This window comes from Pseudoalteromonas sp. H105, assembly GCF_001469215.1.
Classification (GTDB): domain Bacteria; phylum Pseudomonadota; class Gammaproteobacteria; order Enterobacterales; family Alteromonadaceae; genus Pseudoalteromonas.
Genome location: NZ_LOFH01000003.1, coordinates 351,600 through 367,832, shown reverse-complemented (window position 1 = coordinate 367,832; position 16,233 = coordinate 351,600). Strand labels below are relative to the sequence as shown.

6 protein-coding genes are annotated in these 16,233 nt (G+C 39.0%); all 6 read left to right on the top strand.

Annotated features, from left to right (window positions below):
* Nucleotides 1-3 precede the first annotated feature (3 nt).
* Complete coding sequence (locus ATS75_RS07825; RefSeq protein WP_058559885.1) at nt 4-3,120, top strand: poly-gamma-glutamate biosynthesis protein PgsC/CapC; 3,117 nt, start codon at nt 4-6, stop codon at nt 3,118-3,120.
* Nucleotides 3,107-5,377 carry a hypothetical protein gene (locus ATS75_RS07820; RefSeq protein WP_058559884.1) on the top strand — a complete coding sequence of 757 codons (2,271 nt, stop codon included), beginning with the start codon at nt 3,107-3,109 and terminating at the stop codon, nt 5,375-5,377. Before ATS75_RS07825 ends, ATS75_RS07820 begins: the two co-directional genes overlap by 14 nt.
* Nucleotides 5,378-5,402: 25 nt before the next feature.
* Nucleotides 5,403-6,128: a hypothetical protein gene (locus tag ATS75_RS07815; RefSeq protein ID WP_161936891.1), complete on the top strand. Its 726-nt coding sequence runs from the start codon at nt 5,403-5,405 to the stop codon at nt 6,126-6,128.
* Nucleotides 6,113-10,414, top strand: a complete 4,302-nt coding sequence (locus tag ATS75_RS07810) for a TonB-dependent receptor (protein WP_058559882.1) — start codon at nt 6,113-6,115, stop codon at nt 10,412-10,414. The genes ATS75_RS07815 and ATS75_RS07810 overlap by 16 nt, the downstream gene beginning before the upstream one ends.
* A gap of 1 nt (nt 10,415) precedes the next feature.
* Nucleotides 10,416-14,528: a poly-gamma-glutamate synthase PgsB gene (locus ATS75_RS07805; RefSeq protein ID WP_235591149.1), complete on the top strand. Its 4,113-nt coding sequence runs from the start codon at nt 10,416-10,418 to the stop codon at nt 14,526-14,528.
* Nucleotides 14,529-14,916: 388 nt separating this feature from the next.
* Nucleotides 14,917-16,131, top strand: a complete 1,215-nt coding sequence (locus ATS75_RS07800; protein ID WP_058559881.1) for a DUF642 domain-containing protein — start codon at nt 14,917-14,919, stop codon at nt 16,129-16,131.
* Nucleotides 16,132-16,233 lie beyond the last annotated feature (102 nt).

The following is a 16,233-nucleotide window of genomic DNA, read 5'->3' as shown; positions in this document are numbered from 1 at the left end:
ACCTTGGGCGATTTGATTTTACAATTATTTCCATCTGGAGGTGGCCTTGGTCAATCGGTTATTACTACTGTGTGGATTGGTATAACCGTTGTTTGTTTACTCAACTTACGCTTTGGTTTTCCTTTAACGGGTTTAGTTGTCCCAGGTTATCTTGTACCACTGCTTATTGTAAGCCCAACTTCAGCAGTCGTTATCATTATTGAGTCTATCGTTGTTTACGGCTTAATGCGCTTTAGTGCAAAATACATTATGGAGAAGTTCGGTTATGCCGAAATGTTCGGTCGAGACCGCTTCTTCGCTATTATCTTAATAAGTATTTTAGTGCGAGTAATCATGGATACCCTCTTTTGGCCATTAATTGCCAATATTCTGAGCGGTTGGGATATTACCTTTGATTACTCTTCGCAGCTATATTCTCTTGGCTTAGTTATTATCGCGTTAACCGCAAACGTTATGTGGAACGGCGGCTTTAAATACGGCATGAAAGTGACCATTATTCAGCTCGCGATCACCTATTTACTAGTGCGCTATGCGCTTATGCCAATGACCAATTTTAGTATCGCTAATCTTGCAATCATGTATGAGGCGGTTGCGGCCTCAATTATTGCTGCACCGAAAGCGTATATTATTCTGGTAATAACGGCCTTTTTTGCATCTCGGGCGAATATAAAATACGGCTGGGAGTTTAATGGCATCATGCTGCCAGCATTACTGGCTTTACAGCTAATGCAACCAACCAAATTACTTACCTCTTTTGCTGAAACGGCCATTATATTAATTATTGGGGCATCATTGCTGCACTATACGAGGTTAAAGAATGCCAATATTGAAGGTGCTAGGCTATTATTGTTTTTCTTTAATATTGGTTTCATTTATAAGCTTTTTTTAAACTATTTTGTCGTTCATTATTACCCTGAGATAAAAGTAACTGACACCTTTGCCTTTGGTTATATGTTATCTACTTTGTTAGCTTTAAAAATTTACCAAAAAAGTGCGTTAGGTCTGGTGATCAGAGCGACGTTTCAAACCTCTATTGTCGGTGGCTCACTTGCGATAGCCATTGGTTTTTTTATTATGTTTATCCCTTCATTATTTATAGAAACGGGTGTTAACAGTGTGAGCCCAATTCAAAAAACGAGCTCCTTAAGTCAACAAATCAGTGAATATAAAAGCTATTTATATACTGACAATAAAAGCACGATAGAACTCAGTAGTTACCAAGTAAACCAAGACATAAATAATTTTAAACGTGCAATTTATGACATTAATAAATCACCCGACAATTTAGAATACATCAAACATATTCAACCACGTTTGGCTCAACTAGATTTCCAGCTTCAATTTGATGAACAGTTTATTTATATACGTGATGCGAGAAAGACCTCTCAACGCGGTTTATTTGTTATTGCCCGTCAACCTAAAGCAAAATTTATAGTCACAGTGCCTTATCCAACATCGGAAAGCCTTGCGAGTGATTCTGCAGGCCATATTTTTAAATACTTTTCAGCTCACGCTATGGTCTTTGGTACTAGCTTGACGCCCAGTGCAAAGCTTTCTCAAAATAATCAACAAAGCGATTACTATTATGCATTTATTGAGGCCATGGAACTTGAACAAATATTTCAAGTACGTGAGGTAAACAATCGCACCAGCCGTTTACTAGCAAAAACCACTCTAGGTGCGTCAAGCCAATATTGGATTTATAACCAGTTACCTAGCGAATTGACCCAACGATTAGTCCAGCAACTACTCGGTTACCAGGAAACATTTTTTGGTTTAGCTACGAAAAGCTCTTTGCCCGATAGTAATTTTGAAGGTCAGTTGTTTGAGGCTTTTCTAAATCGTAAAAACTACACCACTTTATTGGCTAATATTGCTCGTAACAATCAAGGTGAACAGAAAAACGAAATTGACTTTGTAAATAGACCTTTAAACGAATTAGTTAATTTCTATTCAGGTTATATTACGGCAAAAGGCAGTGGCCACTATAAAACATTATCACCTAATCAAGCCGCATTATGGGAGTTTGAGATTTTACGTCCTCTGTACAGGTTAAAAGCAAGCTTAAGTGAAAAAACGGTTGATGACGATATTGTCAATTTACTCAACCAAGTTAATACAACGGCCAGATTAATGGGCTATCAATTAAGCTTGGTGCGTAATAGCCAAGGTCGTTTTTTATTGGTCGCGCCAAGTTTAGAAAGCTCTGCACTTAGCCATGGGCAAGGGATTTATGTTTTAAGTCTCAATAACAGTGAGCGATTAAATATTCAAGTACCTCGGCCGTTATTTGAAAGCAATACTCTTAAGTTTGCGACTGAGTTATTTATTGCCAGTAAAGCTGAACAACTTATGATTGCCGGTGCTCATCCGTATGCGCATCCGCAATCGAATGTGTTAGCGCCAAATAATGTTGATGCACTTTTTAATGTTGTTCATCAAAGCTACCTCCGGGTTGCAATGGATCAGAATGTTCTTAATTTACAAATTCGTAGTCACAGTGCCCCATCATGGATCAGACCCACTGCATTGGCATTTCAATATACTCAAGCAGGCAATAATCATAAACCGCTTATAGATGCACTTGATAGTGGTTTAAGCACGTTGTCTGTGAATTATCAAACAGTGCAAGGTCAAACCGCCACGAGGGGGCTAGAACTAGGTACTTCGCCACAATCTGGTTATCAAGTATTTACGTCACAAAGTGAACTTGCAACACTCTGGTTAGCATCTGATTTTAAACAACAGTTTTCTGTTAATCAGCAAAGTTTATTGCAACGTTTGCTTGCTATATCTGTTCAACCCGATGTAAAAACAATAAATATCAGCACACTATCACCGAATGACTGGGCCGTTTTGCTCCCTACTCACGCACTACATTTTAATGATGTATTGCAACAATATGCCAGTTCACAACGCTTAACTGTACTGGCACAACTATGTGAACCTTTTGATAACTGTACTTTGCAAACTATAGAGTTTGAAGACCAACAAGAGTATGCCTTAGCTATCCAATTAAATGCCAAGTTACTGGCTATTTTTAACCCGATTACGAATCAGTTAACAGATCAATTACGTTTTAACACTATGATGATGGAAGGCTCTTATGCAATTTATTAAGCGCTTTTTTAAACTTATTGTTTTAATAGCTTTGCTAATTGCAACTGGCTTTCCACTGTTTAGCTTTTATCTTTGGTTGAATTCTGCAGAGCCTATAACAGCTCGCTCCGAGGATGAAACTCGTTCTAATGTACAATGGTTATCAACGAGTAAACCCTTGATTTACGCATACTCACCATCACGTACCCGTGCTATTCGCGTGCTTTCCAATGCCATTTTCGAACAACAACTCAATCTCGATACACCTATCAATTATGCAATTGAGTACTCATTGCTTGATGAGCAAAACAAACCAATTAAAACCAACATTTACCACCACGCAACGAAGTTAACGCCAGCCAATGACGAACTGCAAATAAAACAAATTATCGAACAACGTAAGGCTTTACTCGTTTCCTCTGGGCAATCATTTTATATTAGCCCAAAACAACTTGAGGGTGTTTTTGCAGTTTCCCTAAAATTAACCCCAGAGGATCCGAACATAAAAGGCGTTGTTGTCAGAGTGCATGCAAAAACCATCAATGATGCCCAAGATAAAGATAGCGCTTGGTTAAAACTGCCTTTGGAACGCCGCGAACGGGCGACAAATTACTTAAGTCTTGGTGTTAATGCTTTATCAGAGTCAGAGATCACTAATGCAGTTGCGTTTAAGTGGTTAAAGCTTGCGCCACAAGGAATACCAAGTATTGATTTTAAATCAGATATTTTGTACGAGACTCTGCCTTACAATGTTGTAACGTATGATTTTAGCCAACAGCAACTAAATTTAGATGACTATTATACCGATCAACACCTTTGCGCAAGCATAAAAATAGAACAACCAGATAGTTTAATTTTCACGCAAAACAACACGGCAAATATCAGTCTAGTTTGGTACGATTTACGTCAATTTGTAGCACCAAAAACGGTTAGCTTTGGAGAGTATGAGCAAACAACACAGTTCATTACCGAACCTCTACTCCCAGGCTTAGTGACTATTTGTAGCGATCAAAGTACATTGACTAACTGGTCATTTAAATCAATGCAGCCACTCCTCACATCGCAAGATGGTTTTTATAAAATCAGCGAAACGATTAACGCTCGCTTCACCCTTGAAGCGAACAGTGATATTAATATTGAATTGCGGGCCCCCCGAAACAGCCAAGCGATAGTCGTGGTGTATGATATAAACAAAGTAGAAATAGATAGGTTCAACGTATTTTATGACGGTGAAACATCACATTTTGACCGAATCATTCTTGATACAACACAGCGCCAACTAACTAAAAAAGCCAAAGCGTTATTTTTACGTGTTGGTGAAAAAGCGGCCAGCCTTGAAGTTTTTTCAAATCAACCTGCTCTAATAAATGTAAAGTCACGTAATAGTGGTTTTAATTACCAACGTTCTGTGTGTCATACCGTTTGCAAAGAAACCCCTGACTTTTACGATATCGCTGCTTGGTATGAGCAACAAGCAGATAACCATTATAGCTTCACGGAGAACGACGCTTACATTAATATTCGTGTCTTTGCAGAACCACCTGAAGTAATTATTGAAGACACCTTTTATCAATCAAAAGAATTGTTCTCTCTTTTACCAATTTCTAATGTCGCATTGGTAAAGAGTCCTAACACGTATTTTACACCTCTAACTGAGCCAACCCCTTTTAACTTTGCAAAAGTGCAACCACGGCAGTTACTACAAATATCAGCACACACTCCCGATAATGCTGCCGCAAACATTGTGTATCAAGAGAATAACAACAGTGCCCAAGATATTGATTTAAAAGACACTGATTATAAAAAGTTAGCGCATATCGAAGACACGGCTAAAGCTATTTACCAAAATTGGCAAGGCCAAAGGCCATGGGTTAAACAGCGTGTGTATAAGTTAGTCGCCAACAACACACTCACATTGGAATTCCCATCACTACGCCTAAAAAGTGTTGTTGTGAAGGCTTATAGCTCAAAAATAGACCAGCCTATCATACTTAATATCTCACAGAATGCTCGCTATCACCGCGGTTTAACAAATGAGTACAGTATTGAAAACAAGCGTTTACGTTTATTACCTAGTCCTTTAATTGATGCATTTCTTATACACCCAAAAGACAGCACGTTATATGCTTACCCTGCTATCACAAACCAAATTACCAGTGATATAAAGGCTATTAATAATATAAAGCTGAGCAGTGATAAAACGATTTGGATTGCCATACTCGAAGAGTATCCAAGTGAAGAACAAAAAATAAGGTGGTGGAATGATGAGGCTCTTTAGACCAACCCTACTTTTAAGCTTCCTTTTGAGCTTTACTTTAAATGCAGCAGAGCCTAGCGTTACCGATAATTATGCCATGCTGAAACAACAGTTTAGCCAATGGCTAACGAATCAAAAAATCATGCAATTAAATTATCACCTCAACGCAGAGATAACCCTTGATGATAAAAATGAATTAATCTCTGGCGCCCTCATACGCTATAGCATGCATGAGAAGCCATGTATTATTTATGCACCTCATCGTTTTTTTGATAAGCATACTTTCGACATTGCCGAATCTTTATCTGCGCAATGCCAAGTATTTATAGCCAATACAAAACACCGAAATACGCTAAATAAGCAGGGTCAAAAAGCCGACTTAGGTAAATCGCGCTACAGTGTTGCAAATGCATTTATTGAAGCATATGCCAATACTGTGCCGGCGACTCGTATTTACCAAATTCATGGTTTTAATGCTAAGAAGCGTCGCACTAAACAAGCCCAATCACTTGATGTAATTATCAGTCAGGGCGCACGGCCACCCTCAACACAAGTAAAAAAGATAAGCCATTGTTTAATTAATAACTTAAAACTCAAGAGTGCCATTTACCCGTTGGAAGTATCCGAGTTGGGGGGCACTAAAAATATTTTAAATAGCATTGAACTACCAAAAAATGAGTTTTTTCACATTGAACTTAGCTATGCCTTACGTAAAAACCTTATTCAACAGCCTAACTTAATGAGTGGATTTAAAAAATGTATTACGCTCTGATTGTTTTTTTTCTCAGCTTTGTTTCTTTAGTTGACTCATCCGCTTTTGCTAGTAACGACAACGTTTTAAGTTCTCCAAAATGGGTGAGTATTGATTCAAAGCTATTACTAGAAGGCAGTAAGCATTCAAATTATATCAAAGCTAAGCAAAGCGAATATTTATGGTTACCTAAGGGACAGTGGCTTGAGCTTGAAAGTAGTCACTTTAATATTTTTATTCTGAGTGCGGGTAGCAGCCACCTTGCCCAACAAAGATTAAACCAACATCGTGATTTCATCTGTCGGCAATCGCACTGTCAATTAACGAGTCAGCCATACAACCGCATAATAAAAATAACGAATCATTTAGATACAGGTAAAACCTTCAATGCGATGGTCGGTGAAAACTTGCGTCACCGCGACAGCTTTCGTCGTGCCTTGAAATTGCCACGCCAAGTGACACGGCTTAAATATGGTCAAGACGTTGAAAATTATTACCACTTCAAAGCGGGTGAGCAAATTAAGTTATATTTTCAGCACGCTAGAAAGCTAAAGGTAACTGTACGAAAAGATTTACTCAATAAAGATATCAACGGTAAAGTATACGCCTATATCAATGAGCAGCCAGCTGCAATTATTAGTGTGCTTGCAAGTAGAGCAAGTGAATACCCATCAAAGCACATCGGGTTAGCCAATACTGACTATATCGCAATTGACAAAGGTGAATATTTAACGCTAAGTAGCAAAACAGACGCCTATATTAAAATAGAGCAAAGCCATCGCGCAATATATGACGATCAGGCCCTTGATAAACAGCAGGAAAAGCATTTCCAACCCTACTGGGTCAACAACCTAAATGAAACACTCAAACAGGTTTTCCTGAATCAAGACTTATCTATTATTGACTCTAACGTTTATCAAAATGGTGACTTGCTTACCCAGCGGCGCTATCAAGATCTATTAAAGACGATTTCAACGAGTCATTACTTAACTCCCGCGGCCCATAAAAACGTCTTTTTCAATAGCCGATTTGAACATTTCGATAGCTTAAGTGGTATGCGTCTCGTTGATGATGTTGGCTACCCTGTGCTTTCAGAGGAATACGCTCAAATACATTCTTTAAAGACGTTTCCTCATCACTTTGACCTTAAAACCAAACAACGCGTTAAGTCAACAATCACATTACACGCGCGCAGTCACGTTGACACACACATATTGGTCAGTAGTGGCAATCAACAATGGCATTTAAGCCTATTAAAAAGCGAAAATTTTTCTGCGTTTGAATTGGCGATACCTTTAGCTTCAAGCTCATTAACGATTCAAAACCTGGACCCAAAGCGACAGCCTATAGAATATGTATTGCAAAGTTCACAATTGTTGGACTTCCCAAACAATGAACTACTTTACTTGCAACCTGGTAAGCTAATTAAAAAAAGCCCTGTTATCAGCCAACTTCTTAGCGATAAGCTTACTTTAATAGGCAATGAGTATACCAATAGTTTAGTCCCGTACAACCCGCAATCTATAAACGTAAAAGAGACACAACAGCAACTAATCCACTGGCATAATCAATATGCAAAAGCACATGACTTGAGAAAAAGCGACCCTTTAAAATCACTTCAATTACTCAAATCATTAGTAAATTCAGCGACCTCTCCTATTGCAATGAAAGCATGGCAACTGCGTATCGAGCTATTATCGCAACAAGGTAGACGTGTGCTGGCTAAAAGCTACCTTGAAGGGTTATATAACAGCTCCCCAATTCCTGAGCTTAAAAAGTATGCCGCTCAGGCACTTTTAGAAAAATACACTAATCTAGAGCTGGATTATAAACTACTCGGCTTGTGTGCTGACGCAGCTAAAATACTAAACACTTGTCAACAGTTCATGATAGAGCTTGCGATTAAGCAGCAAAAACACCTTCTTGCAGTGTGGCTTAGCCATGACTTAACAAAAGAGCCAAAATTAAAAAGCAGCTATGCGCGTTTAAATTGGCGTGAAGGGACTGAAGCAGATAAACATTATGCTGTTTATTCCTTAGCGCATGCAGGCAGCAACACCTTAGTTAACCCAAGTGATTTATTTCAGGCTTACATGCTAAACAACCAACAAGGGATTACATTAACAGCTACGAGTCAACCGATTACATTCTCAATACGGGCACGCAGTAAGAGTGTGCAAAATGGTCAATATAAAATGAGCTGGGTGTTCGCCACCAAAGACCAACAACAAAACATACTGCCTATTTATTCAGATATAAACTCAACGACAGCACTCGCGGACAGCAGCCAATTACTTTCTATTGCCAGTGACAGTTTAATCACTTTACAACCTGGTGAGTCTGTTCGGCTTCATAGTGATAACACCGTATATATAAGCCTACAGGTTGTGCAAGCGTCTTTATTAAATGACTTTACATATCAAGATATGGCAACACCGCATTACTGGCAACAGCCATTTATTAATTTACTGTATGACCAGTCAATAAGTGAAAAAACGTTATTGAACAATGCCTTGTTTAAGTTATCTGACAACACCCTTGGTATTAATGAATATACACAGGTGTTAGCTAAATTAGGCTCTATAACCTTGCCTGAACGCCTTGAGTCGCTGCTGTCTCGGGTTCAAAGTTATGGCCAATGGACACCCATTGACGAATACGTTGATTTTGCTGGTACCCAACTGCTGACAGTTGATTCTCTCAGCGAAACGAGTGTGAGCGATCAGTTATCGCGCAGCAGTAGCAGGCATGACTTCAAAAATGGGTTACTGCTGCGCCCGTTGCACAGCCTAAACCTTGACTTATCGCAAACTCGCTCAAACCAAATACGCTTGAACTTTCACTTTTCCGATGCGGAATTATCGCAAGGCAACGTAGCCAATATTGCAATTAATTTAAAAGATACCACTAAAACATGGTCTGTTGAGCCGGATAAAATCACTGCATTTGGGTTTAACAAATCAGAATTGGTTGATAGTGTCGTTTCATTACATTGGCTCAATCCGTATTTATCACAGGTGATAACACTAAGTGCACAGGAATATCGTAATGGTCGTTGGTATGACCTACCCTTGCCTAACAAGTTACTTTTTTACACCGTACTGCCTAACAAACATTTAATTGCTAAATTGCCTGCCGATAGATTAGTAAAATTAGAGCAAATGCTTAAAGGTAATAACAACCATGAGTATGATCGACGAATAGAACGTACTTTTTTCCACCCAGCAGGAAAAATTGAAGTCACCACTGATAAACTAAAATATGCCAGGTTGTACACGTGGCAACTAAATGAATCAAACCATAAGATTTCAAGCTACCAACCACTTCCTCAACTTAAAACGGATACGTTGACCTATGTGTTGCCTGAGCAAGTGCAAACAATGCAGAGCGAAGTCGCTAAGTTTCAATCGGAAGATTTAAGCTGGCAAGCGTTCATTGCGTATAATCGCCGTGGCATATTTGAAACCAGTGAAGACATTCCTACTCGCCATAGTTTAGACCTCGGCGCGCGATTTCGTTTAGTCGATGATGAAAACTGGTACCGCGTCGACTTAACGTATTCAATAAGTGAGCAAGACGCAGACATACTATCTATTGATGGCTACCACGCGTGGCAAGATCATGACAGTCCATGGTATATCGACAGCGCATTGCAAACATCTTGGCAGTCCAGTCAAGGGGCCCTATCGAGTCAATACGGCATAAATGCCTACGTACAAATTGGTCAAATTTGGCGATTTGATCAAAGCCATCGCCATCAATGGCAAGTGAGCCCTTTTTATAGCTACAGTAGTGCCTCGCTCGATGACTTTTTGTTTGATTCGAGCTTAAACTCAGACATCTATAATTTTTACCGTGAAGATCACCCTCATGGTTGGCGAGGAGAATATCAGTATCGATACCAACCTTGGGTCGATAGTTATCTTAACTTTTTGGCAGGCAGCACCAGTAACACTGATTGGACGAGCCTCGACTTGTTACGCTTTGGAACCTCATGGAATCAATACTACCGTGGTCACATTTTTCAGGCAGGCTTTACCAGTTATTATAAGTTTGCAGATGATGATAGGCCCAATAGCACATGGCAATATATCACCAGTGTAGGTTGGCGTAAGCAAGTACATTTAGGCCACTTTTCGCAAGGCTGGATAAAATTACGCTGGGATCAAGATTGGTTTAGAAATGGTCATAATGTGAGCTTAGAGTTCTCCACCGGCAATATAGCTGACACTGGTTTCAGTGTTTTCTCTCATGATGAAATCATCTTTGAGTCACTGCAACTCAATCATTTTTTAGAGCAAAATTAGCATGGCATCTGTAAATAAAAAAATGAACAAACAAGAATTAAAGCAGCGTTTAGAGCATTTGCTGTTTGCTGATATTGCCAATTTTTGGCTCGATCTGTATCGCCAAAAATACCGCCAGCTTGTTGATGATTTAGCACAATGGGAGCTACTACAAAATATTCCTGAGCAAGAAAATGAGAACGATTGGTTACTGCGCCAATCCATTGGATTTCTGCGTCACCAAGTTGAGCAAAAGCAACAAAGCCTTCAACAACTTGATGCTGGCTATCTGTTATTTATTGAACGGATTAATCACGCTGAAATACGTGCTGAGCGGGAGTTCCATATTCTTGATTACGCAAAACAGTTGGGCGCAACCGCAGAGCAACTAAAACAAGACAAACAAGCATTCTCTCGTTGGTTTGACGAAGGCGCGGTCATTAACCGTTACCAAGACAGCATTGCCGATATTGAACAAACGTTAAAGTTTTTAATTGGTAAGTTAGGCGATTTGAGTAATCGCTACCTACTAAACGATGAAAAAAATATTTCAAGTGCATGGCAATCCCTCGGTTTAGAAGGCTTTTTTCTCCATATTTTGTCACAAACAAAAAGCGAGCATGTAAAGAATGCGTTATATCGCGCGCTAGCCAATCAAGTACAACTTATTCATAACACGGTGGATGAACATGAACTGAGTGCAAATTTAGTGGAAACACTCGTCTTAGCGCTAGAGCAACCAAATACGCCTCATTTAGCTCGCTTAGATATCTTAGAAATTTTGATTCACCAACGACCCACTTACATTCGTGCGTTTATGGCACAAATCATCAAAAACCAAGATCAATTTCAGCTCAAAGATGGGCAACGTTTATTTATATTAGCCGCTCTACCAAAAATATTAGTCAGCCAATTAAACTTAACAAAGCATTGTGAAGATTTACTGCAGCGGCTTGCTTGGCACACTTATCCAAGAGTAAGGCAAAGTGTTGTTGAACAATCACTGTATTTTGATCTCCCATTTTTACAAAAACTGATCTCTGAGCGACTCAAGCACGAAACTGAAGATTCAGTCCGTTTTACGTTAGTAAAACAATTAAGCAGTGCACGCATGACTTCAGATGGCCTCGCCTTCACGTTATGGAAAACATTATTAAGGTCCAAACACAGCATACACATTAAACGTTTAACCTTAGAGCTCAGTGCTAGAATAATGCTTAATCTACAGCTTGAGACAACTGAGCCAGACGTAATCTTCAAACAGTTTATAACGTGTTTAAATGATCAACTAAACCAAGAACCAAGTCTAGCTGTTCGTCGATACATCACACGCACGCGCGAACAACTGGTTGCATTTTCACACCAAAATATGATGACCTTTCTCGAACAATCATTCCCGCAATCTGATAAAACAATGATTGACCAAAAGGCATTAGATGAAGAGTTATTAGGGCGCTTACTAAGCCGTAAGGCGCAGCAAAATGAAGGCTATAATGTTAGTCATAAAAAACATCATTGGCACATTAGTCATGGTTATCACAGCGCGTTTCGCATTTGGCGGCTTGTTCATGAATGGCGAAACCCAAGTACTGATAAACGTCAAAGCTTTAACCACAGTGTAGCGCGAAAGCCCTCTGCATTCATGCACGTTCCTAGCTGCACGGTTGCTGAAATAAGCACAACCGCAGTTCCGGGTGAGCCGCTATTTAATGATAAAGAGCACTCAACACGTCCACACCTTCCCTTACCTGATTTTTTATTATCCGTTTTAAGTCAAGACGATATTAAACAAGCAGCTAAAACATACACACCTGACGGTATCTTATGCGTGACCCCTCCTACAACGATTTTTCGACGCTTAAAGACGTACATTTGGTTGTCACTCAACGTTGAACAACTCGATAATTTGCGAAAAGGTAACGATATTGAACAGAAAAACTACTTAACGACGCTCGAGAGAAATGGCTTCAAATTCGAGTTTAAGGCGTATGGTGAACAACTTGGTTGTCACTTTGTAGTTGAAGAAGGCATAAGCCGCTTTTATAAAAAGTTAAGCGTTTCCCCATTACTTGTAAATGTATGGATTAGCTTTAAAGAATATTTATATTCTATTTATCAAAATAGTATTGGCCAGCTAATATTCTTTGTTGTGGGCTTTATCTTGTATTTTTGGGGGCGCCATGCTCGCGTTAGTCAACGTATAAAAAGAGATCGTAAAGCAATACCCGTTAGCATCGGAGGTTGGGGAACACGAGGCAAGTCAGGCACTGAAAGACTCAAAGCAGCTCTTTTTAGCGGCTTAGCACTTAAAGTTATCACTAAAACAACGGGTTGTGAAGCCACTATGATTTTTGCGCGTTCAAATGGCGAACAATTTGAAGTGCCTATATTTCGGCCTTTTGATAAAGCGAGTATTTGGGAGCAAAGCGATATTTTACATTTTGCTAAAAATGTAAAAGCCGATGTTTTTTTATGGGAATGCATGGGATTAACACCACGATACGTGAGAATTTTACGCCAATGGATGCAAGATAATTTTTCGACTATTACCAATGCATACCCTGACCACGAAGACATTTTAGGGCCTACAGGTATCGATGTTGCTAAAGAAATGGCTAACTTTATTGCACCAAATAATCTGGTATTTACCAGTGAGCAAACGATGATGCCCATACTTGAAAAAGATGCAACGACAAAGAAAAGTACCCTTGTCCAAGTACATTGGGGGGATGGTTATCAAATAACCCCTGATATTAAAGCACTTTATCCTTACGAAGAGCACCCTGACAATATTGCATTAGTGTGCAAAATGGCGGCACATATTGGCTTAGATAAAGACTTTGTATTTAAGGAAACATCTGAACGTATCGTCCCTGACATCGGTGTATTACAGCATTTTACAGCAACACCATTTAATGATTTCAGTATGTCTTTTGTTAATAGTATGTCTGCCAATGAACGTTTAGCGACACTTGAAAATTGGAAACGTTTGAACTTATTTGAATTATCAAACGACCCAACAAAACAAACCATAGCCCTTATAAATAATCGCAATGACCGTGTTGCTCGCTCTAAAGTGTTTGCCGAAATTCTCGCTAACGATTTACCATTTGATAAAATGGTCGTGATAGGCACAAACGTAGATGGTTTTTATAGTTACTATATTCAAGCATTGACTGCGCGTTTAGAGCGTGTAATAAAAAATAACGATTGCCAAGAACTAGAGTCTATATGCACTCAACTGCATTGTATTAAACACTTAGATTCACTTATTGCGTTATTTAATAGTGCATTACAATCGACTTTAACAGCAGATGATCTTGCAGGAGTAACCAACCAAACCCTATTAGATACATGGTTTAAAGAACACGGTTTTGACTTGAACTCAGAGCGCAAAGCAAGCTTAAAAGATGTATTTGAGCATTATCTTTGCTATCACACAATCCAGCCTTTATTAGAAAACATTGAAAAGAGTCAGCACCAATTAAAACAGGCATTGCTCAGCCTTGCACAAAGTAAATGTGTACTCATAGATGACTCTCACATTACTGCCGACGAATTGACTGTTGAATTATCGACATATGCTAGGCCCAATTGCCATCAAGTTATTGTAGGGATGCAGAACATTAAAGGGACAGGCCTCGGTTACGTTTATAGCTGGCAGCAATGGCAACGCATTTACGACAATATTGCAACATTACTTGATGAAAGCTGCTCAACGGATCAATTTAGGCAAGCGTTAACGCGTCTGTCACTCATTAATCAATTTTCAGAACTTGAAGCCACCTATTTAAATAATGCAATTAGTCAGATCAAAAAAGCCCATCACGCACAAAATGAGTATAGCCAGGCTGAACTTCAGCATATTACTGAGCGCTTAAGTAAACGCGCGCACACAAAGAATGACCAATCAGTCAGAAAACAAAAAAGTGCAATTAAACGGTTCGCTACTCAAGTCGCTGAGTCCTTCCTTGAGGCGGGCGCTGCAGTGAAACGTAAAAAAATTGCAACTCGTGTTTATAAAGATATTGCCAATAACCGTATAACGCTGGAAAAAGCGATTGAAATTCTTGGTAAGCTAAACCGAAACCAGAAACCTGGGTGGCTTTCTTTCTCAAATAAAAAAAATAAATAACGCTTATGCATTATTTAACGCTTTTATCATTAGGTTTTTTGCAACCACCTATACTTTTTTCATTAAACAACCTAAATTCTGGATAATAAATATATTTGTGATGTAATATCAATTTATTAGTACATCTTTTAACCTGAGTTCAGGTTAAATATAACCATCACTAAATTTCTGTTAAATAAACGGTAAGTACCGTGCTACTTTGCCAATAATTTCTAAGCCCATGATTCGCGTAAACTAATACCTATAAGAGAAAAATCCAACACAATAATACGAAAATTCCGAGTCCGCTATATTTGACCAAAGCGCCAAAAAATAGCAAAATAGTAGTATATTAAGTTAAACATTATGTTAACAAACGCATTACTAGTTATCTTGTAGGAGATACGTTATGAAAAACTCAACCTTTAAGCTTGCTGCTCTTCCTTTGCTCCTAGCATCTAGCTTTTCAATGGCCAGCAGCAACTTAGTTGTAAATGGTTCATTTGAAGATACAGCAAAAGTTTCAGGAACTTGGAGCTTATTCAACAAAGTACCAGGCTGGCAACGTTCTAATAATGCAAAGTTTGAAATTCAAACAACAGCACTTAACATCGTTCCTTCACAAGATGGTACCCAGTATATCGAACTCGATTCAACGGCTAATTATAGTGTGTACCAAACACTTGAAACGCAAGCCCAACAAAACTATGAAGTAAGCTTTTACTATTCTGCGCGTTGGGATGGTAATGAAACAACAAATAAAGCTGAAGTTTACTGGAATGGTGAACTGCTTGATACATTAAACGCAACAAGCCGAGGCTGGCAGAAGTATACTTACACTGTAAAAGCGAACTCAAATAGCTCAGAACTTAAGTTTGTTGGTGCTGGGAAATCTGATTCTTACGGTGCCTTTATTGATGATGTTAAAGTATCAACGGCTTGTGCCTCAGGCTTATATGGCATAAATAACTTTGGGTCTAACGAGGAAGGTTATGTCTACTTTTTCAACACAGACACGCACACTTACTCTAAAGTGGCAGGTTTAAATAACACAGCCTCGAATATCGCCTCACATAACGGCGTGCTTTATTTTATGGAGCAGTTAGACAAATCGACAAGAACATCGCAAATTCTATCGCTTGATCTTGCTAGCAACCAGCAAACGTTAGTGTCTCCTGCTACATCATACCCGATTTATCGCTCTGCAATGAGCGCTGATGGCCTGACCCTTCGCGCGACGAGTAAAACATACATGTATGATTTTGATTTAGCGACGGGTGATAAAACAGTTTTAGGAAAATTAACTTACCCGGGTGATTCTTTCTCTCATGGTGATATTGCATATTCTGCAGATAATAATGTGCTGTATGTGTTAACAGGTAAAGCACTATACACTGTTGATCAGGGATCGTTGGAGCTGTCTTTAATTGGTGAACATAATGTAAATTGGGCATCAGGTATCGCTATCGCAGATGATGGTGCGATTTATATATCAGGTCGCGAAAGTGGCGAAAATGCGAGAATCTATCAGTTAAACCAGAACACCGCTGAGGCAACTTTCGTCATGGAAGGGCCATCACATTTAAACGATTTAACATTTGTTGACGGTAACTATTGTAATTAATAGTGACTAACATAATTAATCGGGCAATGCTTCATTGCCCGATTTTTTTAAATAACCCCCTTCATTCCTTATTGTTCATACCTTACAGACCACACTGAATAA

What these genes read in the sequence shown, in the direction of transcription:
- ATS75_RS07820 (WP_058559884.1), top strand. Translation starts at nt 3,107, where the DNA reads ATGCAATTTATTAAGCGCTTTTTTAAACTTATTGTTTTAATAGCTTTG.
- ATS75_RS07800 (WP_058559881.1), top strand. Translation starts at nt 14,917, where the DNA reads ATGAAAAACTCAACCTTTAAGCTTGCTGCTCTTCCTTTGCTCCTAGCA.
- ATS75_RS07805 (WP_235591149.1), top strand. Translation starts at nt 10,416, where the DNA reads ATGGCATCTGTAAATAAAAAAATGAACAAACAAGAATTAAAGCAGCGT.
- ATS75_RS07810 (WP_058559882.1), top strand. Translation starts at nt 6,113, where the DNA reads ATGTATTACGCTCTGATTGTTTTTTTTCTCAGCTTTGTTTCTTTAGTT.